Source organism: Billgrantia antri (genome assembly GCF_019430905.1).
Taxonomy (GTDB): Bacteria; Pseudomonadota; Gammaproteobacteria; order Pseudomonadales; family Halomonadaceae; genus Halomonas; species Halomonas antri.
In genome coordinates this window covers 349,623-370,901 of sequence record NZ_JAHYCA010000002.1, presented here as the reverse complement: position 1 = coordinate 370,901, position 21,279 = coordinate 349,623, and the positions used below count along the sequence as shown (strand labels likewise).

The window sequence follows — 21,279 nt, the reverse complement described above, 5'->3', positions numbered from 1 at the left end:
CTACCGTGAGTCGATGAAGGGAAGTAACACCTACAACGCCCCTTGGAGACCCACCATGCAGCTTTCTACCTACCTGATCTTCAACGACAACTGCCGCGAAGCCTTCGAGTTCTACCAGCGCTGTTTCGACGCCAAGCTCGAGGCCATGGCGACCTACGGCGAAATGCCTGCCAGCGAAGGCATGGAAATCCCTCCGGAAGCCCGCGACTTGGTCATGCACGCCCGACTGCGTATCGGTGACCAGTTGCTGATGGCATCGGACAACTCCCCCTGCAGCCCTGCGTCCTACGAAGGCATCAAGGGTGCGAGCATTGCGATCGGCGTCGACTCGGTAGAGGAGGCCGAGCGCCTCTTCAACGCGCTGGCCGAAAACGGCACCGTGCAAATGCCGCTAGAAGAAACTTTCTGGGCGCATCGCTTCGGCATGTTGGTAGACCGGTTCGGTGTCGCCTGGATGATCAACTATGACAAGGAACAGCAGGCCGCTGCCTAGCGCCTGTGGCCATCTCGGCACCTAGCCGCTCGGCCATGAGATCTACGCAAGCGCGGATCTTGGGCGCCGGGCGGCAATAAACGCAGTGTGGTCTCTCAATCGAAAAGGGAAAGTGGCAAAAAAGGGGAAGATTGGAATCGCTCATGTCACACGACACCCTCCTGAATCGTCATGTCAGTGACGGCCACTCGGCCTTCGCTGCCAACCAACCAGGAGCAACACATGAGCCAGGGCACTCTCTTCATCACCCACAAGGCACTGCCCGGCAAGCGCGACGAGGTGCGCCGCGCCTGGGAGACCTACCTGATGCCGAGCATCGAGTCGCGCCAGGTCCACGACGCCTATTTCTATTGCTACGATGACAGCGATCCCGACACGATCCGCGTCTTCCAGCGCTATGCCGAAGGCGCGGATCCGCAGGCCTTCATGCAGGGGCCGGCATACGAAGCCTATATCGCCGCGGTATCGCCCCTGCTGGCTCATCCGCCCGAGATTCATGCTGCCACGGTGGCCTGGGCCAAGGACAAGGCGGCTCCGGTTTCCGAGACAGCCTGATGCCTTCCGCCGATTTGCTTCACTTCGAGGAGGCCCGCCCCATGCTGCTGGGGTTGGCCTATCGCATCCTCGGCTCGCGCGCCGACGCCGAGGATGCAGTGCAGGACACCTTTATCAAATGGCAGGCGGCAGATCGTCGGGCGATCGATGCTCCCCACGCCTGGCTGACCACGACCTGCACGCGGCGCTGCCTCGATCTGCTGGGCAACGCCCACCGGGCTCGGGTCGACTACGTCGGTGCCTGGCTGCCCGAGCCCATCCCGACGCCAGCCGTTGCCGCCATCGATGAAGGTGCCCTGCTCGCCGACTCGCTCTCCACCGCCTTCCTGCTGCTGCTGGAACGCCTGTCGCCCAAGGAGCGGGCCGCCTACCTGCTGCATGAGATCTTCGACACGTCCTATGTCGAGATCGCCGCCATGCTCGAACTCAAGGAGCCGGCCTGCCGCAAGCTGGTGTCACGGGCGCGGGCAAACCTGCAGTCGAGCGGGCAGAGGTTCGCCCCACCCCGCGAGCGCCAGCAAGCATTGCTGGAGGCCTTCCGGCTTGCCATTACCGAAGGAGCCACGGCACGGCTCGCCAACCTGCTTTCAGCCGAGATTCGCCTCAGCGCCGATGGCGGCGGCAAGGTGCCCACCCTGCTCAAACCATTACATGGCATAGAAGAGGTGCTGGACTTCCTGGTGAGACGGCTGCGCGGCTACTGGTCCGACTACCAATGGTGCGAGGCCGACATCAACGGAGGCCCAGGCTTCGTGATGCATCGAGAAGGAAGCGTCGTCGCTACGGTCACCTTCGGCTACGACTTGGCAGGCCAGGCCACTGATATCTTCATCGTACGCAATCCCGACAAGCTGGCGCGGCTGACGCTATGAGTGGCGCTCGACGATAGAACGGCAGGCTCTCTCTCTAGACGGAGAGTCCAATAACCCCATGACCCAGTCACGCACGGCGGCTATAGCCGGCTCTTCGAGCCGCTCGGGCGGGTAAACGAGCTGGAAGGGGGCGGCCTCTATCTCCGGACCGAACGGTTGGACCAGGCGTCCCTGACGCAGCTCTTCCTCGATCAGGTAGCGACTCATCAGGGCCACGCCCTGGCCGTCCAGCGCCGCGGTAATGCCGTGGGTTTCGTCGGAGAACAGCAGGCCGGCGCTGACATCGAGCCCCGGCACCTGGACTCGACGCTGCCAGGCAACCCAGTCCACCGGTGCGATGGCCTTGGGAGAAGAGAAATGCAGCAGCGTATGGCGTACCAGTTCGGCGGGTTCGCGGAGTTCTAGAACGGGACTGCAGGTGGGGATGAAGACGTTGTCGAACAGCTTCTCGGCAACCAGCCCGGGCCAGGGGCCCTCGCCATAGCGAATCGCCATGTCGGCGACGACGCCATCCAGAGCGACCCATTCATGTGAGACCTGAATGCTCAAGTCGATAGCCGGGTGCGCATCGCGCAGCAGGCAGACCCAGGGCAGCAGCCAGCGCGCGGCCACGGCTGGCGTGGTGGAGAGCGTTACCGCTTGCCTTGCTGGCGGCTGGCTCAGCTTGGCCACCGTCTCGGCGATGGCGTCGAAGGAGTCGCTCAACACACTGAGTAACACCTGGCCCTGAGTCGTCAGCACCAGCTGCCGCGGCCGCCGCACGAATAGGGCCACCCCCAGGCTCTCTTCGAGCTGGCGAATCTGATGGCTGATCGCCGTCGGCGTGACCGAGAGCTCCTCGGCGGCCCGCTTGGCACTGAGGTGGCGCGCCGCCGCCTCGAAAGCGCGCAGGGCGGAGAGCGAGGGGAGTCGTCGCGGCATCATGGCTGAGTTTTATTTTCCACTATCGAAAAAGAATCGTCGTTTGTCGCCCGACCATGCTTGGCACAAGCTACCAAACACAGCTGAAACAGATTCACTCAAAAGATCCTACACCCCATGACGGAGAAAACCCATGACGCGCTTACTTCACCTCGATGCCAGCCCTCGCCCCGGCCGCGCCGGCAGCCACGACCACGGCTCGCATAGCCGCCGGCTGACCCATCACTTCGTTTCCCGCTGGCGCACCCTGGAGCCGGATGCCGAGATCGTCTATCGCGATATCGGCGCCAACCCGCCACAACTGACCAGTGTCGAATGGATCGAGGCGGCCTTCACACCTATTGAGCAGCAAACCGAACCGATGAGAGAACTGCTCACCGAGAGCGATGCCCTGGCGGATGAGGTCATACGGGCCGATATCCTGGTGCTCGGCGTGCCCATGTACAATTTCGGCCCGCCGGCCGCCTTCAAGGCGTGGATCGACAATATCATTCGCATTGGCCGCACCGTCGACTTCGATCCACAGTACGGCACCCACCCTCACCTGCCGCTTGAGGGCTACGTGCCGCTGCTGGCCGACCGCCCCCGCCATGCGGTGCTGCTCTCCTCCCGCGGCGGTTTCGACTTCGACCCGGGGCGCCCCCTGGCCGCGCTCAACCATCTGGAGCCCAGCGTACGCACCGCCCTGCAGTTCATCGGCATCGGCGGCTTTCATGCCATCGCCATCGAGCATCAGGAGGAAGGCGGCGATGCCTTGGCGGCCTCGACCCGAAGCGCCCTGGAGCGCATCGACCGGCTGGTTGAACAATTGCATAGTAAGTTCGCCACACCACGCCTAACGCAGCCGGCCTGATGGCACCCTTCGATGTCAAACACCGGGGCGCATGACGCCCCGGCCTCGCCCCTGTAGCATCTATTAATCGATACTTCGTCGAACCGACACCGATCGCTCCCAGACAAGTCGCAACAACATCGACATGCTCATTAGACAAGTACCCAGCGCCGAGGCACCTCTCAATCTCCTGCTGGAGGCCGACCCCTCGCTGGTTGCCATCAAGCGCTACCTCGAACGCTCGATCTGCCATGTCGCCACAGTCGAGGGAGAGCCCGTGGGCACTCATGTCATCCAGCCCCTTGGCGAAGGTGTTCACGAGCTGATGAACATTGCCGTCGCCCCGGCACATCAGCGCAAGGGCATCGGCGCACGGCTACTGGATCACGCCATCGCAGCGGTTAGGGAGGCGAGGGCACGGCGCCTCGAACTGGGCACCGGCACCTTTGGTCATCAGCTCACCTTCTACCAGCGAGCGGGGTTCCGAGTCGTCGCCGTGGAACGGGACTACTTCCTGACCCACTACGACGAGCCGATCTACGAGCACGGCATCCAGCACAAGGACAGGCTGCGACTGGCTCTTGATTATTGAGCCTCAGGCACGCGCTAAACGAAGCATCATCAGCCCCTGTTCCAGTCGCATACGGTTGGCCAGGCGAGTGCTTGGCAGCTAGCCGGCGTTTCGCTTCCAGCATGAGACATTCCCGATGCTCAGTCCTGATGCAGCCTACGGCGACGTGATAGACAGAAGCCAGCCAGCACTCCTCCAAGGGTCGCGGCCATGACCGCCTTGCGATGCCCATCCGGCGAGCGGAAGCCACCGTCGATACGCCGCTCGCCGCTCGGTGGGGCGTGCAGGTTGCCCGAGGAGTTGGTCATGGGCCGGGCCCGCTTCAAGGCGAGGTCGACCAGGTTGGCATTGAGCCGGCTGTAGCCTGGCAGGCCGTGAGCAAGGCGAGCCAGCATGGCGGGCAGCCCCACGTAGGCGGTCGGCTGAGGGTGCCGAGCAAGTTTGACGATCGTCCGAGCGGTTCGCCGCGGGTCGTAGGCAGGAGGCACAGGCTTGACGGCTCGGCCCGTGTAATTGCTTCCGTCACGAAACCCCGGGGTATCCATCACGGCGGGATAGACATTGCACACATGGATATCCGGCCAATGACGCAACTCCCCCTGCAGGCTTTCGGCAAAGGCGCGCAGGCCAAACTTTGCCGCACTGTATGAGGCGGCGTAGGGCTGGGGCGCCCATCCGCCGAGTGAAATATTGTTGATCAGAATGCCGCTGCCTCGCTGCTTGAAATGAGGCAGCACCGCATAAGCACCGTTGATCTGGCCGACAAGGTCCGTCTGGATGACGCGTGCGTGGTCTTCAACGGGGATCTCCTCGAAAGCCCCGAGCGCACCGACACCCGCATTGTTGACCCACACGTCGATCCTGCCCGCTGCCTCTATCGCACTTTGGGCAAGTCGTTGCATATCTTCAGGCTTGGTAACGTCGGCGACGATGAACCTGGCCTGCCCGCCGAGCCGATGACACTCCTCGGCGACGTCATGCAGCGCCGTCTTGTCCCGGGCCGCCAGGAACAGGGTCGCACGCTGGCGAGCAAATTCATGCGCCGTGGCACGGCCGATGCCGCTGGAAGCGCCGGTGATGACAACAACGGTTTCACTCATTGCAGGTGGGGACATGGTTGCCTCCTTTCGATGATTTCACGGCCTCCTGGCCGCTCTTGCCTTGAAGGTAGGTCAATCTCCTGGCAATAAGCTCATCGAAGCGGGAAGTTGCTGCAGCTTTACCGATGCCGACCCACTGTCGGTTGGGCTTCGCCGCCATAACGCCGCCGCGCGTAGTCGAGATAGCCACCCGGGGTAAAGCCGGTGACGGCCTTGAAGTCGTGGATGAAGTGCGCCTGGTCGAAGTAGCCGGCGGCGAAGGCGGTATCGGTCAGGGAGCTGGCTGCCCCGCCCTGCTTGATCAGCTCGCGACTGTGCGCGACGCGCAGCAGTCGAGCATAGTGCTTGGGTGAGAGCCCCATATGCCGCTGGAACAACCGTTCCAGGCGGCGCTGGCCGAACGGCAGCTCGTCAACCAGCGCCGTGATGCTGCCTTGGCCATGGCATCGTTGTAGCCACTCAAGCGCCGCAGGCAATGTCGGCGGCGCTCGTTCTCCATGGCGCAGCCTGTCCTGCAGGTACTCTTCCAGTATTGCCAGGCGTCCTGCCAGGTCGGGCATCTGACGCAGTCGCTCATGCAGCGTCTCGAGCTCGAGCCGGCGCAGGGCGTCGCCCGGCAGCATTTCCCCACCCGCCAGAACCGACAGCGCCTCGCCGACGAACGGAAAGCCCATGCCCGGCAAGAAGCGTACGCCGAGCAGATCGAGCTCTTGCCCTACCTTCAGGCGTGCAGTGCGCCGCTTTGGAGAGTCGATCCAGCAACCTCCCTGCACCCGTTCGCCATTGCGTTCGAGCGCAGCACCAAAGTTGAACAGCAGCCCTGTGGCACCATCCGGATGCAACAGCTCCACTCCACCGGCGTCTTCGCCAGCTAGCCCTGTGGCCCGCCAGTAACACTGCACATAAGGGCGCAGCGGTGCTGAGGGCAGAAACTGCGTCAGCATCAGGCCTGCACAGGCTGCCCGCTCAACAGGCCGAAAATTTCCAATGCCGATGCTACCAGCCAGGTCAGGCTGGGAAACGCCACTCATTTTTGCAGCCTCTTCAGCAACGGATAGAGCCCCCGAAGCGGTCATTCACAGCACGCCTGAGCGCAAATGTAGATAAGCAAAAAGTCCAACCTTTCTCATCGTTCCAGTTGTAGAGTAGGGGGACCATTTCTCAATTGCCTAATCTTTCCTTTAGCGGAGCCATACATGGACAAAACGCGAATCGTGGTCGTCGGCGGCGGTGCCGGCGGGCTGGAGCTGGTCACCCGCCTCGGGCGGCGCCTGGGACGACGCGGCAAGGCCGACATCACCCTGATAGATCGCAATACGACCCACATCTGGAAACCACTGCTGCATGAGGTCGCCACCGGAGCGCTGGATTCCAGTATCGACGAGATCTCCTACCAGAGTCATGCCCAGCTCCACGGCTATCGTTTCCAGCGCGGCACACTCCAGGCCCTCGACCGCGATGCTCGCCAGTTGAGCCTCGCCCCGGTGCTCGACGACCACGGCCAGGAAGTGCTGCCGGCCCGCACGCTGGACTATGACATGCTGGTGCTGGCCCTGGGCAGTGTGAGTAACGACTTCGGCACCCCGGGGGTCTCCGAGCACTGTCACTTCCTCGACAGCCCGGCCCAGGCCGAAGCCTTCCGCCGCGACATGCTCAATACCTTCCTGCGCTACAGCGACCCCGAGCGGCGTCATCATCCACGGCTCAGCGTCGGCATCGTCGGCGCTGGCGCCACCGGAGTGGAGCTGGCGGCGGAACTCTACGACGCCTCGCGCATGCTGCACAGCTACGGCTTCACCGAGATGGACAGCGGCAATCTGGAAGTTCACTTGATCGAGGCGGCACCGAACGTGCTGCCGGCACTGCCCGAGCGCATTCGCGGCGCCGTGCGCACCGAGCTGGAACGCCTGGGCGTGCAGGTACATACCGGCACGCGAGTGGTGTGCGTCGAGGAAGATGCCATCGTCACTGCCGACGAGCAGCGCATCGAGACGGATCTCAACGTGTGGGCCGCGGGCATCAAGGCGCCCGAGGTACTACGCACATTGGGGCTGACGCTGGATCGCAACCAGCGCATCAAGGTCGAGCCGACGCTACAGAGCGTCGACGACCCCAACATCTTCGTCTTTGGTGACTGCGCCAGCTGCCCGCAGCCGGACGGTTCCATGGTGCCACCGCGAGCGCAGGCCGCCCACCAGCAGGCGCAGCGGCTCTACAAGAACCTGCTCGCCAGGCTCGAGAACGGCACGCTCAAGCCGTTTCGCTATCGCGATCGTGGTTCGCTCATCTCGCTGGCCCACTTCGAGGCGATCGGCAGCCTGATGCGCGGGGCCTCGGCACGCAGCCTGTTCATCGAGGGGCGCCTGGCCAAGTTCTTCTACGCCTCGCTCTATCGCATGCACCAGCGTGCCATTCACGGCACCTCGAAGACGGCGCTCATCCTGCTTTCTGACGGGCTCAACCGCTTCATCCGCCCGCGCATGAAGCTGCACTGATCCGGCAGGTCGAAAATCTACAATTCTGCCGCTAGCGGCCAAGCTAGGCTGGGGCTCCATTCACTTACGGAGCCCCAACCATGCGCATGAACTACTTCTCCGCCAGCCCCGCCGGTCTCAAGGCCATGCTGGATTTGCAGCAGCACGTTCACAAGGCGGCACAAGAGGGGGAACTGGGTAACGGCCTGCTGGCCCTGGTCTATACCCGTGTCTCGCAGATCAACGGCTGCGCCTACTGCATCGACATGCATACCAAGGATGCCCGCAAGGCCGGCGAGACCGAACAGCGGCTGTACGCCCTGAGCGCCTGGCGCGAAACGCCCTTCTACACCGAGCGCGAGCGCGCCGCCCTGGCCTGGGCCGAAGCCAACACGCTGCTCGCCAGCCAGAACGGCATAGAAGATTCGCTGTACGAAGCCACCCGCGAGCACTTCTCGGAGAAAGGGCTGACCGACCTCACCCTGGCGATCTGCACCATCAACGCCTGGAATCGCCTGTCGATCAGCTTCGCTGCAGACGCCGGCAGCTACCAGCCCACCTAGGCGCGGCTCAAGCGTCCAGCGACACCGCCTGACCGGTGACGACGATGCCGCCCGACAGCGGAATGTCCACCTGCAGGCGGCTGGGTCGGCCCATTGCCTCGCCCTGCCGGACCGTCAACTGGGCGGGCGCCTGGAGCAGGCCCGCGTCGCGCAGGTAGCCACCCAGCGCCGCTGCTGCCGCGCCGGTGGCGGGGTCCTCCACCACGCCGCCCACCGGGAACGGATCGCGGGCGTGGAAACGGCCTTCGCTCTCGCGCCACACCAGCTGCAGCGTGGTCAGCCCCTCACTCAGCATCAGTGCCTTGAGCTGCTCGAAGTCGTACTCGAGCCGCTCGAGGCGTTGCTGCGTCTTGCATGCCAGCACCAGGTGCCAGGCCCCGGCATAGGCCAGCGCGGGTGGAATCTCGAGGTCGAGTTCGTCCGCTTGCCAGCCGAGCAGCCCGCGTACTTCCTCGACCAACGCCGGCTCGGCGGGACGATACTCCGGCGTGACCGACACCAGCGAGGCCTGCCACTCCCCTTCCACCTGGTTGACGGTGACCATCACCTCGCCCACCGCCGTATCTAGCATGTAGGTGCCCGCCCCGCTCAGCCGGCCCAACTGCACGCCGCTAGCCACCGTGGCATGGCCGCAGAAGCTCACTTCCGCCTCGGGGCTGTAATAGCGCACAATGCGCCGCTTGCCCTCGGCCGGCGCGATGAAGGCGGTTTCGGAATAGCCCACCTCGGCGGCGATACGCTGCATCTCCGATGGCTCGGGCAGCGCCTTGCCCAGCCACACCCCGGCGGGGTTGCCGCCACTCGGGTCGTCGGTAAACGCCGCCAGGCGATAGAGTGTGCCGCTCATGTGAAGCTCCTGGTGTCAGGGGGTTCTCTCCATCTTGGGGCAAGCCGGAGTGAACGCAATGGGAGGCATGTGCTTACTCATGCCGTGTCCCAGACTACTGGGCTACGCTCCATGAAGGGAGCCCGTATTAGTAAAGTAAAGGAGATTTAGCTTGGCTGAGCAGCGATCATCCGACGGAAACGAGGGCACCCCCGGGGAGAAGGGGTCAAGTGGACGATCAGCCAGGCTGGTATGGGGCCTGCGCGCTTTCGGGATGCTCCTGGCGCTGATCGTCTGGCTCGCCATGGGACAGGCCGAAGGGCTTTCGCCGGATGCGCGCTGGGTCGCGTCGATCGCCACCCTGATGGCGGCCTGGTGGATGACGGAGGCGATCCCGCTCTCGATCACCGCCCTGCTGCCAATCGTGCTGATCCCAATGTTGACGGAGCGCACCGTCGCCCAGGCCACGGCACCTTACGCCAGTCCCATCGTCTTTCTTTTCCTCGGCGGCTTCCTGATTGCCATTGCCATGGAGAAATGGAACCTGCACCGGCGCATCGCCCTGTTGACGTTGTCCCGGGTCGGAGTCTCGCCGAAGCGGATCGTGCTCGGCATGATGCTAGCCACGGGGTTTCTGTCGATGTGGGTATCCAACACCGCAACGACGCTGATGATGCTGCCGATCGGGCTCTCCGTGCTGGCCCTGGTCGCGGAGCGCAGCGGTGAGGCCACCGCGAGGGCCGCCGCCGGCCACGACCACCACCGGGCCGGCCACATCAACTTCATCCATGACGAGAACATCAAGCGCTTCGGCGTCTGCCTGCTTCTGGCAATCGCCTGGTCGGCCAGCATGGGCGGCCTCGGCACCCTGCTCGGCAGCCCGCCCAACGCCATCGTTGCCGGCTATGCGGCCGACGAGCTGGGCCGCAGCATCGGCTTTCTCGAATGGATGATGCTTGGCGTACCGCTGGCCTTCACCTTCATTCTGGTGGGCTGGGTACTGATGACCCGGGTGCTCTACCGCTTCAACGTCGCGGAAATCGCCGGCGGCAAGGAAATGATCGAAGGAGAAATCCGCAAGCTCGGCGCGCTCAGCCAGGGCGAGAAGATGGTATTGCTCGTCTTCGGCTCGGCCGCGTTCCTGTGGGTCGTGCCCGGGGTGCTCGGCAACATCCCGGGGGTGGGCCAGTGGCTCGGGCCGCTGGGTAATCTCGATGACACTGCCATCGCTATCGCCGCCGGCATCGCCTTGTTCATTCTGCCCGCGCGAGGCCGCAGCGAGATGGTGCTCAATTGGCAGGATGCCGAGGACGGACTGCCCTGGGGGGTGTTGCTGCTGTTTGGCGGCGGCCTAAGCCTTGCCGGCGCGGTCGCGGGGACCGGCCTCGATAACTGGTTCGGCCAGCAGGTCACGGGACTCGGCATGCTTCCAATCATCCTGTTGGTAGCCGCCGTCGCCACGATCATTCTGTTCCTGACCGAGGTCACCAGCAACACGGCCACGGCCGCGACCTTCATCCCCGTGCTCGGGGGCGTGGCGGTGGGCATCGGCGCCGACTCGATGACGCTGCTGATCCCGGCAGCCTTCGCCGCGACCTGCGCCTTCATGCTGCCGGTCGGCACGCCACCCAACGCCATCGTGTTCGGCACCGGTGCGGTCACCATCGCCCAGATGGCACGGGGTGGGGTCGTACTCAACCTGATCGGAATCGTATTGATCACCGCCTTCTGCTATCTGCTCGGCGGCTTTGCGCTGGGGCTGCAGTTCTGATCGCGTAATACGAGAAGCGTACGGGAGGAAGATAAAGCCGAACACCCTGAGCCCTGTGGATGACAGGGCCCAGGGTAACTCGCCGACTACTGCAAGACAGGACGAGCGTTGACCGGTTGCACCGGGCGATTGTTGTGATGATCTTCGATAGCCGCCAGGAACTGGTCGATCTGCTCCTGGGATGCGGTAATTGGCTGCTTCAGCACCAGCCAGCGCACGCCCTCGGTGCAGGGAGGCGTGGTCAGCGAGCCATTGAAGCGATAGTAATCGCGGTCGGCAGGCAGGATACCCAGCGGGGAGATGTCTGGCGTCAGCGCCAGCGTTTCGCCCTCTTCCGGCATTTGCGCCCATGCCTTTGCAAGGGCTTCGTTGGCTTCGCCCTCCGTCACCATGACCGCTACGACAGCCAGGTTGCCATCCTCGTCGGCATGTACGAGGTGGCCTTCCATGGGGAAGGATTCGCCATGGATGAGGTTCTCGCTCGGCACATGGAAATGGAACTGCTTCAACTCGAACTCGATACCGTCAACGGTAATGGTGTCGCCTGGATGCACATTGATCTGGACGGTATGTCCGTTATTGAGGATTTCAGCACCACCATTTTCGTAATCAAAGACGATTGGCTCGAGTTCGGCACCAATGAACCCCGTCAGGTCGATGGGCGACTGATTGCTACCCGCACAGGCACCGTACTCCGGGGTCAGCTGTGCCCAGTTCTCCGGGCCGGTTTCTCCGGAATAGCTCCAAGCGTGACCATCGCCGGCATAGGCAAAACCTGAAAGCAGCGACATGGCCACGGCAATTGCGGTTCTCTTCATGATGTCCTCTTGAGGATCTTGTCAGGGGGAGTCGACAAGGTAATCCAGAGGACGTCAAGAATGCATTAAGAGCCCTGCGCGGCCGAGACAGGGAAAAATGTCAGGACGAAGCGGGTCCCCCTGACTTCTGGCACTTCCAAGCGTACGTATAACGTGAAATGGCGCAGCTGCGGCCATGCTACTACGTTAAGGAATCCCAAAAGAAAGAATCGGGGTGGCACATGAAAGTCAAACGCATCATGGCCAACACGGCCACATCGGATCTCGACAAGGCGGAAGCCTTCTATGGCGAGATACTCGGCCTAGACCTGCTCATGGATCACGGCTGGTTTCGGACATACGGCTCAAATGAAAAAATGATGGTACAGGTGAGCTTCGGCAGTGAAGGCGGCTCGGGTACTCCCGTGCCCGATCTCTCCATCGAAGTCGACGACATCGAAACGGCGCTGGCGCGCTTCGAGCAGGCCAGCGTATCCATCGAGTACGGACCCGTCAGCGAGCCCTGGGGCGTACGGCGTTTCTTCGTACGCGACCCGTTCGGCAAGCTCGTCAACGTTCTACAGCATTAATGAGCGACTTCGTTCCGTGAAGGGGATCCGCCGCTAGATCGGCGGTGAGGGCAGCAGGACGTTCGGATTAGCCGCTCAGGTACTTGGCTCAGATACCTGACTCAGCCACGTGCGGTCAGCCGCGCAAACAGCGGCATCAGCAATGCGAACAACTCCGCCTGGGAGGAGATGTTGCACTTGGTGTAGAGCTGGCGGCGAAAGACCTTTACCGTCTGGGTGCTGACCCCCAGATGCAGGCCAATCGCCAGGGACGAATGCCCCCTCAGGATGAACAATGCCACTTCGGCCTGACGCGGACTCAGCCGGATGCCGTGTTCCTGCTCCAGGGCCTCACGCAGGCGAACCTCCAGAGGCGCCGAGGCCTCCTCGGCAGCGCCGTCGGGCCGGTAGTCCTGCCAGTGCGCCTCCAGCAGGGCACTGAGGCTCATTTCGTGTCGCCGCAGCGCCTGAAGCTCGCGTTTACCGAAGGGTTTCCCGCTGGTGCGGTCCCTGCCGAAGCAGGCAGTCAGCGTAATGCCGTCAGTGATGGTAGCAAAGACCGCCACCTCATCGAGCAGCGTGGTCTGCTTGTAGTAGTTGTTGTAATAATGGGTGCGCCGAAAGTGATCCGGCGCCACGTCCATCAAACGCCTTATTCCTCGCACACTGCCCTTGAGATGCTCGTGGTAGAACGGATCCAGCAGATATGCCCCGCCCAGATACTGGTTGTCCATCGGTAGATAGACCACAGGGTCGGTATATTCCCGGTAAAGCACCGCCGGTCGGTTTTCACCGTGATAGGCAATGACGATCAAATTATCGAAAGCCGCCATGCCCCGCACCAGAGTGGAAAACTGACGAGGCAGTTCGGGGGTAGCCAAGGCTTTGATGGTGTTGGCCAGAGCCTCGTCATGTTCGCTGTATGTCACCAATTCAAAGCCCGCAAAACCATACCACGCTGGGGTTATATACCCCCCGATGCCCGCTCAATAACGTTGTAAACGGAGTGGTTACTACGCATCGCAGTCTAGCCGGGCTGTTGCGGCACCGGCAACTGTGGGCCTGAGCCGCTCAATTGAGGGCCCCGCCTGCCACCTGAACGCGTAGTACCGGCTGGCAGGCGCTCGGGCATCGGCGTCAACGTGTCCTGGAGACGGATCATGACGAAAAACAATATCAAGCTGGAAAGAACCCTATCCCTCAAGGCCGTGGTGCTGTTCGGCCTGGCTTACATGACACCACTGATCGTGCTCGGCACCTTCGGCGTGATCGCCAGTGCCAGCGAAGGTGCCGTACCCACGGCCTATCTCATCACCACCGTTGCCATGCTGTTCACGGCCTACAGCTACGGCATCATGGCGCGCACGTATCCGGTATCGGGCTCCGCCTATACCTATGCACGCAAGGCAATCGACTCACGGGTCGGCTTCATGGTGGGCTGGAGTGTGCTGCTGGACTACTTCTTCCTGCCCATGGTGATCTGGCTGATTGGCGCAGCGTACTTGAATGCACGCTTCCCGGAAGTGCCTGGCTGGATCTTCCTGCTGAGCTTCATCGGCATCACCACCTGCCTCAACGTTTACGGTATCAAGCTGGCGGCCAAGGTAAACTCGCTGTTGATGGTGTTTCAGATCCTGGTCATCGGTTTCTTCGTGCTGCTGTCGATTCGCCATGTCTTCGCTACCGATGGCGCCGAGGCGCTGTTCAGCCTGGGGCCGTTCGTGGGTGAAGATGCCGGCTTTTCGGCCATTGCCGCAGGCGCAGCGGTTGCCGCCTACGCCTTCCTCGGTTTCGATGCCGTCACCACCCTGACCGAAGAGACCATCGAGCCCAAGCGCAACATTCCCCGAGCCATCATGCTGACTGCACTGATCGGCGGCGGCATCTACGTGCTGGTCGGCTATACCACCCAGTTGGCACATCCGGGCAGCAATTTCGTCAACGCCGATTCCGCCGCCTTCGAGATCGCCAGGATGATCGGCGCGGACCTGTTCGGGGCCATCTTCCTGGCCGGTATGGTGCTGGCGCAGTTCACCTCCGGCATCGCCGCCCAGGCCAGCGCCTCTCGCCTGCTGTTCGCCATGGGCCGGGATGCGGTGTTGCCGCGCAGGCTGTTCGGCGCCCTGCATCCGCGTTTCCGCACTCCGGTGTTCAGCATCGTATTGACCGGGGCAATCGGCATCATCGCCCTGTTCCTGGATGTGCTGTCCGCCGCCTCGTTCATCAACTTCGGCGCGTTCATCGCCTTCACCATGGTCAACCTGTCGGTCATCTTCCTGGTCAGCAAGGATGAGGACGCCAAGCGCCGCTACGGTGTGATCAAAGGCATGGTCGTGCCGCTGGTCGGCGCCCTGATCAACCTCTGGCTGATGAGCAAGCTGGATCTCAATGCGGTGATGCTCGGGCTGGCCTGGCTCTCCATCGGACTGGTCCAACTGCTCTACCTGACTCGCTTCTTCCGTCGTGAGCCGCCGGAAGTGGACTTCGACGAATCGGAATCAGAGCCGGCACCTGCCTCGCTGGAAGCGAACCTGTAACGGAGACACCATGCCCAAATATTTGCCTATCCTGGTCGTCCAGGAAACCGCTCGCCAGATCGGCATGGACGCCGAGCTCCGGGGCTTCGAAACCGAGCTGGAAGTTTACCTGAGCGACTTCGGAGCCAAATTCGAACAACCAAGAATGGTGGTCTACCCGGAGTTCTACCTCTGCGGCGCCACCGGCACTCCTGAACAGCGGCGTGCGCAGCTTGAAGCTACCGCCGAGCCGATCGACGGACCTCGCAACCGGCATCTGGCGCGCATCGCCCGCAATCTGGGCATCTGGTTGTTGCCGGGCACGGTATGCGAACGGGGCGAGGACGGCCATCTCTACAATACTGCACCGGTGTACTCGCCCCATGGAGAGCGAGTGGCAGCCTATCGCAAGTGTTTCCCCTGGCGCCCCTACGAGCCCTTTCGGCCGGGAAATCGCTTCGAGGTGTTCGAGATTCCCGGGGTGGGCCGGGTGGGCCTGGCGATCTGCTACGACATCTGGTTTCCCGAAGTGGTACGACAGCTGGCCTGGCTTGGGGCCGAAGTGATCGTCAACCAGGCCGCCACCTCTACCTGCGACCGCAGTCAGGAGCAGGTACTGGTGCAGGCCAATGCCATCTTCAACCAGGTGTATGTAGTCAGCGCGAACGCGGCCACGCCTGCCGGCGAAGGCAGGAGCCTGGTCGTCGACCCCGAGGGCCATATCCGCGCGCAGATGCCGGGGGCGACAGCTGGCGTCCTCACCGATGTCCTGAACCTGGACGAAGTGGCGCGAGTACGAACTTTCGGTACCGCAGGTGTTAACCGTATGTGGTCCCAGTTCCAGGTGGGCGACCCTATACTGGAATTGCCGATGTATGAAGGCCGAATAGATCCGCGCCGATGGCAACTGGGACCATGAGCGGCCCGGCCAGCACTTTCCATGAGTAATGCAACACGAGTAAGACAAGAGGGAGGCGATATGCCTCCCTCTTTTACTGTGCTATTGGAAATACTACTCGCAACAGCGCTATCTCAACTATGCCGAGCGATCAACGCGGACGGAAGTTGAACTCCTGACGCGAGATCGCGCCGTTATGGTCACGGTCCAGGATGACGAAGACTTCAGGCAGAGTGCCTGCCTTGGCCTCTTCACGAGAAATGCGGCCATCGCCATCCCCGTCGAGTTGCTCGAAGCCATTCTGGCCGGAGGCGCTCGAGGAAGCGGTAGGCGGAATCAGCTCTTCTGCGCCCATTTCGGCAAGGGCGACACCGGAGGACAGTGCCAGAGCAAGGAACAGTGCGGTTTTTTGAGCTTTCATGATGTCTCTCGTTTCCAATGACAGGGGGTTGAGGTCCGGCATTCTCGTGACGACTGGACTCCTGAATGCCGACCGATGGTTGTATTCTATAGATCACCAATCATCGCACTAGACCCTGGTTTTCCAACGTTGCGTTTCCCCATGGAAACGAATAATGTACCGCTACTACCCCACCGGTATTGATGCGATGCACGACCTCAACGACCTCTACTATTTCCATGCCGTGGTCACGTACCAGGGCTTCTCGGCGGCCTCGCGCCACATCGGCGTGCCCAAGGGGACGCTCAGCAAGCGCGTCGCACGCCTCGAAGAACGGCTCAAGGTGCGCCTGCTGGAGCGCTCGACTCGCAAGATTCGCACCACGGACGTAGGGCATTCCTTCTTCGAACACTGCCAGACCATGCTCGCCGGTGCCGAAGCGGCGGAAACGGTAGTGGCGCAGGCCCACGCGGAGCCCAACGGCATCGTGCGACTCAGTTGCCCGCAAGGCCTGATCCAGAATCTCATCGAGGAAGTCCTGCCGGCGTTCATGAAGACCTATCCCAAGGTCCGCGTTCACCTGCTGGTCTTCGATCGCCGCGCCGACCTGATCGAGGACCGGCTCGACATCGCCATACGCGTGCGCAGCAAGCCGGACATGTCCGATGCCTCTCTGATCATGCGTCCGCTCGGGCAGAATCATCTGGTGATGGCGGTAAGCCCGGCTGTGCATGCCGCCTGCAAGCGAGGGCTGACCATCGACGAGCTCGCCGATGTACCGACTCTCTCGATGGGAGGAGAAACGGACGAGGTTCGCTGGGAGCTGACGGGGCCGAACGACGAGACCCGCGTGATCGACCTGCGACCCCGGCTGATGTGCAGCAACTTCGATATGCTGCTCGCGGCAGCGTGCCAGGGACTTGGGGTGGCGCTCTTGCCCATTCACATCTGCCGCGTGAGCATTGCCAAGGGGGAACTGGTGCGCGTACTGCCCGAGTGGCGCTCACCCTACGGCACGATCCAGGCGGTCTTCTCCAATCGCAAGGGCCTCGTCCCTGCGGTAAGGGCACTGATCGATTTTCTCGCCCAGGCCATACCCTGCAAGCTCTCGGTCGAGGCCTGACAGCAGCTCAGCTCCTATCCGAGCACATTGCTTCAGCCACATCGCCGCTCATCGCTCGGCTTGCAGCAAACCGGCAGCAAGCTGCCGAAAAGCCTCGACGGCCTTTGGAAGAACGGCGCGGGGTTCGTCGGCGGCGGCGATCCACAGGGCCGCGTTGAGCGCCGCGCCGTTGATCAACCGGGCCGCTGCCTCCGCATCCACCGGCTTGACGGTACCCTCGTCGATAAGAGCCTGGATGGTTTGCGTCGTACGCAGCAGGCACGCATTCTGGTTGGGCCATTGCGAGGGGTCGCCAAGCACGGCCGGCCCATCCAGCAGCATGATGCGCTGGACTTCCGGCTCCAGCGCCATTTCGATATAGGCCACGCCCTCTTCGAGCAGCCCCTCCCACGGGCTTGCCGCTCGCTGCTGCGCCGCCATGAGCCGCGCCACCATCTCCGCATCGATCTGATCGACCACGGCCTGCAGCAGCCCCTTCTTACCGCCGAAATTGTGATAGAGCGCCCCTCGCGTCAGCCCGGCTTCGGCGGTGATATCGTCCATCGAGGCTGCCGCATAGCCCTTGGTCGCGAATGCCTCTCGAGCGGTTCGAATGAGCTTGGCCCGGGTCATCTCCATCATCTGTGTACGCTTCGTGGCCATCGCCGTTCTTCTACACCTCTCTTTCCAAAACACATCTTCCCGGAACACACATACGTGGCGTATGCGTATTGACATACAACACGTATGTCACTCAGTATGCCCACATACGGCCCGTATATCAATTCATCCTGCCTATCGAAGCCCATGCTTCGAGGCAGCCGTATGCCCTCGCCCGGTAAAGGAAAACCTGGCTTGGCTGAACCAGTAACCGGAACCAATGACTGGAGTATCCCCCATGGCCAAACGCGATGCAGTTTTCCCTGCCGGCCGGCAGGCGCTATACGAGATCAACCGCTACTCGGCAGCGATCCGCTCGGGCGACTTCCTGTTCGTCTCGGGCCAGGTCGGCAGCCGCGAGGATGGCTCTGCCGAGCCGGATTTCGAAAGGCAGGTCCAGCTTGCCTTCGACAACCTCACGGCCGTTCTCGAAGCCGCCGGCTGTACCTTCGACGACATCGTCGACGTGACCACCTTCCACACCGACCCCGCCGCCCAATGGGAGGCGATCGACAGGGTTCGCACCAAGGAAATCGGTGAACCACCCTACCCCAACTGGACCGCCGTAGGCGTGAACTGGCTGGCGGGCTTCGATTTCGAAATCAAGGTCATCGCTCGCATTCCCGAGCCAGCGCGATAGGGCAACGTCTCATCCCGGATACACCGCCGCTGGAGCAGCGGCGGTGTATCTACTCCCATTAACCCAAGCATCTCTGAAGGCTCACTAATCTATACTGCAGCGAACGTGAACTTTCACGGCGCACGCCAGGTTCACTGAGCCGGACGAAGGGCGGCCGGAAGCCATGTGGAGGCTCCCATGGACGAAGACCTCGAACGCATGACCCGCGAGCAGTTGATCGAGGAAGCCAAGCGGCTACGCCAGGGCATCCGTGAGCATCGCGACTGCAGCCGGCACGACCTCTGCTGGCACCATCCTGCGCTATGGGGGTTGCTGCCCGACAAGAACGACCCGGTCCCCGAGGTACCGGAATGGCCGGAATTCATTAAAGGCTGCATCAAGTACCGGCAGTCAATGGATGAGCAGATTTCCAACGCCCCTCGCACCAATAAACCCTATGAGGAGTGAAGCATCCTCACCGCTGCTACATTGACAAGCGATAGCCACCCTTCACTGAACTGAGCCGAGAAGAGTGAGTCCAGCCATGCACATTGTTCTTGGAGGTACGGGACGGGTCGGATCTGCAACGGCGCGTGCACTGCTAAAGCGCGGAGAGCCTGTCACTGCTATCACGCGCGATGCAGCGCACGGCGCGGACTTGAAGGAGGCTGGCGCCCGGATCGCTGTCGTAGACATTCGTGATGTCACAGGTTTACGCGATGTGTTTCGCACCGGCACGCATGCCTTTCTGCTTAACCCCTCAGCGGCACCCTCCGGCGACACTGACACTGAGGAGCGCGCGAATGTCGCGGCAATCGTTGAAGCCCTGAACGGGTCGGGGTTGCAGAAAGTAGTTGCCGCGTCCACCTACGGCGCACGCTCAGGAGAACGATGCGGCGATCTCACCGTACTCCATGAGTTCGAGGAGAAGTTGAGGTCACAGCCCGTTCCTGCTGCCATCAATCGTGGTGCCTACTACATGAGCAATTGGCTCGGTATGCTCGACTCCGTACGTGAGCACGGCACGCTGCCGAGTTTCTTTCCGTCCGACTTCGCCTTGCCGATGGTCGCACCGCAGGACTTGGGTGAAGCGGCAGCAAGCCGACTTCTGGAGCCGGCAAATGAAACTGCTCTACGTTACGTGGAAGGGCCGGATCGTTACACACCGCGTGATGTAGCCGACGCGTTTTCCGAAGCGTTCGGTATGACAGTTAAGGTCGAAACGATTCCTCGCGAAGCTTGGGAGAAGACGTTCTTACAGCTCGGTTTCTCGATAGCAGCCACCGAGTCTTATGTTTGCATGACGGGGACGGTTATAGATGATGAAGCCGCGTTGCCGGAACAACCCGAGCGTGGACCAACCACACTGCGAGACTTCATCCGAGGTATCGTGGAAACGGGTGGGTAAAGGTCCAGCGCGCCGATGAGCATCCTTCGTTTTCGAACTGCAATCGATATCAACTCTAGGTACTCAGGCTCCACCGCCCGAGGTGTGCCGCATTCGGCATTTTAATGCCACGCCTTAACCCAGCGTTGTAATCCATTGACTACATGGCTGTAATCCATGACCTCAATCAAGACGGACTAGGCTATTTTTGGGCTAGATGACATAGCGCACCCAAAACAATGGGGTTACGTTTAGTAAAAAAGCAGGGAGGGAGGCGGCGAGATGAAGCGCATCGTCATCTGCGCCGATGGCACTTGGCAACGCCCCGAAAGTGACGATCCAACACATGTGCTGCGCCTGGCACGCGGTATCGCATCGGGCTGTGATACCGACACCAAACAGGTCGTGTACTACGACTGGGGCATCGGCACCGAATGCAACAGCATTCGCAGCGGTACGAGCGGCACCGGCATCGACAAGGGCATCATGGATTGCTATCGCTTCATCGTGCACAACTACGAGCCCGGCGATCAGCTCTTCCTGTTCGGCTTCAGCCGTGGCGCCTATACCGTGCGCTCCCTGGCCGGGCTCATCCGCAACTGCGGCGTACTGCTACGGCTCTATGCCGACAGAATTCCCGAGGCTTACCAGCTTTACCGGCAACGCTCACGGAACTCGGCGCCCGATGCCGATACCTCCATCAACTTCCGCCGTGCCTATGCCGTGGCGGATAGAACCGAAATCGAGTTCATCGGCGTGTGGGATACCGTCGGCGCATTCGGCATTCCCGCCCCGTTCCTCGGTACCCTGGGCACCGAGCGCTACCTGTTCCACGACACCGAACCCAGCAACATCATCCGCCACGCCCGGCATGCCGTTTCCATCGACGAGAACCGCCAGGACTTCGAGCCTACGCTGTGGTCAGCCAAGCCCGGCATCGACCTCAAGCAGGTGTGGTTCGCCGGGGTGCATACCGATATCGGCGGCGGCTATCCGCAGCATGAGCTCGGCGACTGCGCTGGAAAGTGGATCGCCAACGAAGCCGAACGCTTCGGGCTCACCTTCGAGCCGCACTTCCTCGCCTCGATGAACCCGAGTCACAGCGGCAGGCAGCACGACGAATACAAGGGCTTCTACAAGATCATGCGCCGCGCGCAGTACCGCACGCCGGAACCCTGCCTGCACCAGAGCGTACGCCTGCGCTGGGAAGACCCGCACGTGACCTACCAGAGCCCGGCACTGAGCCAACTGCTCGACTCGGTGGATGGGGATTGGGGCCGGGTGGAGTTGGTGGGGTGAGCTTGGACACGACAACGGAGAAGACGATGGCCTTCCACAATCCTGACCCAAAAA

At 62.1% G+C, this 21,279-nt stretch carries 24 protein-coding genes; 16 read left to right on the top strand and 8 right to left on the bottom strand.

The genetic code is table 11. From position 1 onward, the window contains the following. The first annotated feature begins 55 nt into the window (after positions 1-55). The 3 genes from KPL81_RS06125 to sigJ all read left to right on the top strand — a co-directional run bounded on the left by KPL81_RS06125 (position 56) and on the right by sigJ (position 1,920). Positions 56-493 carry a VOC family protein gene (locus tag KPL81_RS06125; RefSeq protein ID WP_219791092.1) on the top strand — a complete coding sequence of 146 codons (438 nt, stop codon included), beginning with the start codon at positions 56-58 and terminating at the stop codon, positions 491-493. Between the two features lie 222 nt (positions 494-715). Continuing rightward, entirely contained in the window at positions 716-1,048 is a 333-nt protein-coding gene (locus tag KPL81_RS06120; RefSeq protein ID WP_219791091.1) for a putative quinol monooxygenase, read from the top strand. Next, positions 1,048-1,920, top strand: a complete 873-nt coding sequence (gene sigJ / locus KPL81_RS06115; RefSeq protein ID WP_219791090.1) for an RNA polymerase sigma factor SigJ — start codon at positions 1,048-1,050, stop codon at positions 1,918-1,920. The genes KPL81_RS06120 and sigJ overlap by 1 nt, the downstream gene beginning before the upstream one ends. On the opposite strand, the gene KPL81_RS06110 is transcribed toward sigJ, so the two are convergent. Beyond that, positions 1,915-2,844: a LysR substrate-binding domain-containing protein gene (locus KPL81_RS06110; protein WP_219791089.1), complete on the bottom strand. Its 930-nt coding sequence runs from the start codon at positions 2,842-2,844 to the stop codon at positions 1,915-1,917. The two genes, sigJ and KPL81_RS06110, sit on opposite strands and share 6 nt — an antisense overlap. Positions 2,845-2,974: 130 nt before the next feature. Here KPL81_RS06110 and KPL81_RS06105 point away from each other — a divergent pair, with 130 nt between their 5' ends. Next, positions 2,975-3,694: an FMN-dependent NADH-azoreductase gene (locus KPL81_RS06105; protein ID WP_219791088.1), complete on the top strand. Its 720-nt coding sequence runs from the start codon at positions 2,975-2,977 to the stop codon at positions 3,692-3,694. Positions 3,695-3,818: 124 nt separating this feature from the next. Continuing rightward, positions 3,819-4,265, top strand: a complete 447-nt coding sequence (locus KPL81_RS06100; RefSeq protein ID WP_219791087.1) for a GNAT family N-acetyltransferase — start codon at positions 3,819-3,821, stop codon at positions 4,263-4,265. A gap of 119 nt (positions 4,266-4,384) precedes the next feature. Here the strand turns inward: KPL81_RS06100 and KPL81_RS06095 are convergent, their stop codons facing one another. Together KPL81_RS06095 and KPL81_RS06090 are read right to left on the bottom strand one after the other, a co-directional pair. After that, entirely contained in the window at positions 4,385-5,359 is a 975-nt protein-coding gene (locus KPL81_RS06095) for an SDR family oxidoreductase (RefSeq protein ID WP_219791086.1), read from the bottom strand. A 104-nt stretch (positions 5,360-5,463) separates the two neighbouring features. After that, the gene (locus tag KPL81_RS06090; protein WP_219791085.1) at positions 5,464-6,288 is read right to left on the bottom strand and encodes a helix-turn-helix transcriptional regulator; all 825 of its coding nucleotides are present in this window, start codon (positions 6,286-6,288) and stop codon (positions 5,464-5,466) included. Positions 6,289-6,540: 252 nt separating this feature from the next. Here KPL81_RS06090 and KPL81_RS06085 point away from each other — a divergent pair, with 252 nt between their 5' ends. Together KPL81_RS06085 and KPL81_RS06080 are read left to right on the top strand one after the other, a co-directional pair. After that, positions 6,541-7,839 carry an NAD(P)/FAD-dependent oxidoreductase gene (locus KPL81_RS06085; RefSeq protein WP_219791084.1) on the top strand — a complete coding sequence of 433 codons (1,299 nt, stop codon included), beginning with the start codon at positions 6,541-6,543 and terminating at the stop codon, positions 7,837-7,839. Between the two features lie 80 nt (positions 7,840-7,919). Beyond that, the gene (locus KPL81_RS06080) at positions 7,920-8,381 is read left to right on the top strand and encodes a carboxymuconolactone decarboxylase family protein (protein ID WP_209476372.1); all 462 of its coding nucleotides are present in this window, start codon (positions 7,920-7,922) and stop codon (positions 8,379-8,381) included. 7 nt (positions 8,382-8,388) lie between these two features. Here KPL81_RS06080 and KPL81_RS06075 read toward each other — a convergent pair whose 3' ends face one another. Then, positions 8,389-9,228 carry a PhzF family phenazine biosynthesis protein gene (locus tag KPL81_RS06075; RefSeq protein WP_219791083.1) on the bottom strand — a complete coding sequence of 280 codons (840 nt, stop codon included), beginning with the start codon at positions 9,226-9,228 and terminating at the stop codon, positions 8,389-8,391. Positions 9,229-9,379: 151 nt separating this feature from the next. Between KPL81_RS06075 and KPL81_RS06070 the strand changes: the two genes are divergently transcribed. Further along, on the top strand, positions 9,380-10,978 hold the full coding sequence (locus KPL81_RS06070; RefSeq protein WP_219791082.1) for an SLC13 family permease: 1,599 nt from the start codon (positions 9,380-9,382) through the stop codon (positions 10,976-10,978). An 86-nt stretch (positions 10,979-11,064) separates the two neighbouring features. Here KPL81_RS06070 and KPL81_RS06065 read toward each other — a convergent pair whose 3' ends face one another. Then, the gene (locus KPL81_RS06065; protein WP_219791081.1) at positions 11,065-11,796 is read right to left on the bottom strand and encodes a carbonic anhydrase; all 732 of its coding nucleotides are present in this window, start codon (positions 11,794-11,796) and stop codon (positions 11,065-11,067) included. 221 nt (positions 11,797-12,017) lie between these two features. Here KPL81_RS06065 and KPL81_RS06060 point away from each other — a divergent pair, with 221 nt between their 5' ends. Then, positions 12,018-12,365, top strand: a complete 348-nt coding sequence (locus KPL81_RS06060) for a VOC family protein (protein WP_219791080.1) — start codon at positions 12,018-12,020, stop codon at positions 12,363-12,365. Between the two features lie 101 nt (positions 12,366-12,466). On the opposite strand, the gene KPL81_RS06055 is transcribed toward KPL81_RS06060, so the two are convergent. Continuing rightward, complete coding sequence (locus tag KPL81_RS06055) at positions 12,467-13,273, bottom strand: helix-turn-helix transcriptional regulator (protein ID WP_338035593.1); 807 nt, start codon at positions 13,271-13,273, stop codon at positions 12,467-12,469. A 231-nt stretch (positions 13,274-13,504) separates the two neighbouring features. On the opposite strand from KPL81_RS06055, the gene KPL81_RS06050 reads away from it, so the two are divergent. Beyond that, the gene (locus KPL81_RS06050) at positions 13,505-14,881 is read left to right on the top strand and encodes an APC family permease (protein WP_219791079.1); all 1,377 of its coding nucleotides are present in this window, start codon (positions 13,505-13,507) and stop codon (positions 14,879-14,881) included. Positions 14,882-14,891: 10 nt separating this feature from the next. Then, positions 14,892-15,779 (top strand): carbon-nitrogen hydrolase family protein, encoded by an 888-nt coding sequence (locus KPL81_RS06045; protein WP_219791078.1) that lies wholly within the window; start codon positions 14,892-14,894, stop codon positions 15,777-15,779. Positions 15,780-15,909: 130 nt separating this feature from the next. Here the strand turns inward: KPL81_RS06045 and KPL81_RS06040 are convergent, their stop codons facing one another. After that, positions 15,910-16,179, bottom strand: coding sequence for an EF-hand domain-containing protein (locus KPL81_RS06040; protein ID WP_219791077.1), 270 nt, complete (start codon positions 16,177-16,179; stop codon positions 15,910-15,912). A 154-nt stretch (positions 16,180-16,333) separates the two neighbouring features. Between KPL81_RS06040 and KPL81_RS06035 the strand changes: the two genes are divergently transcribed. Further along, a complete protein-coding gene (locus KPL81_RS06035; protein WP_219791076.1) occupies positions 16,334-17,281 on the top strand; it encodes a LysR family transcriptional regulator in 948 nt (315 codons plus the stop codon). A 48-nt stretch (positions 17,282-17,329) separates the two neighbouring features. On the opposite strand, the gene KPL81_RS06030 is transcribed toward KPL81_RS06035, so the two are convergent. Then, positions 17,330-17,902 carry a TetR/AcrR family transcriptional regulator gene (locus KPL81_RS06030; RefSeq protein ID WP_240549077.1) on the bottom strand — a complete coding sequence of 191 codons (573 nt, stop codon included), beginning with the start codon at positions 17,900-17,902 and terminating at the stop codon, positions 17,330-17,332. A 256-nt stretch (positions 17,903-18,158) separates the two neighbouring features. On the opposite strand from KPL81_RS06030, the gene KPL81_RS06025 reads away from it, so the two are divergent. The 4 genes from KPL81_RS06025 to KPL81_RS06010 all read left to right on the top strand — a co-directional run bounded on the left by KPL81_RS06025 (position 18,159) and on the right by KPL81_RS06010 (position 21,225). Then, positions 18,159-18,560 carry a RidA family protein gene (locus tag KPL81_RS06025; RefSeq protein ID WP_209476360.1) on the top strand — a complete coding sequence of 134 codons (402 nt, stop codon included), beginning with the start codon at positions 18,159-18,161 and terminating at the stop codon, positions 18,558-18,560. 177 nt (positions 18,561-18,737) lie between these two features. Continuing rightward, positions 18,738-19,007, top strand: coding sequence for a hypothetical protein (locus KPL81_RS06020; protein WP_219791075.1), 270 nt, complete (start codon positions 18,738-18,740; stop codon positions 19,005-19,007). Positions 19,008-19,083: 76 nt separating this feature from the next. Then, the gene (locus KPL81_RS06015) at positions 19,084-19,947 is read left to right on the top strand and encodes an NmrA family NAD(P)-binding protein (protein WP_219791074.1); all 864 of its coding nucleotides are present in this window, start codon (positions 19,084-19,086) and stop codon (positions 19,945-19,947) included. Positions 19,948-20,208: 261 nt separating this feature from the next. Then, a complete protein-coding gene (locus KPL81_RS06010) occupies positions 20,209-21,225 on the top strand; it encodes a DUF2235 domain-containing protein (RefSeq protein WP_219791073.1) in 1,017 nt (338 codons plus the stop codon). The last annotated feature ends 54 nt before the right edge of the window (positions 21,226-21,279 follow it).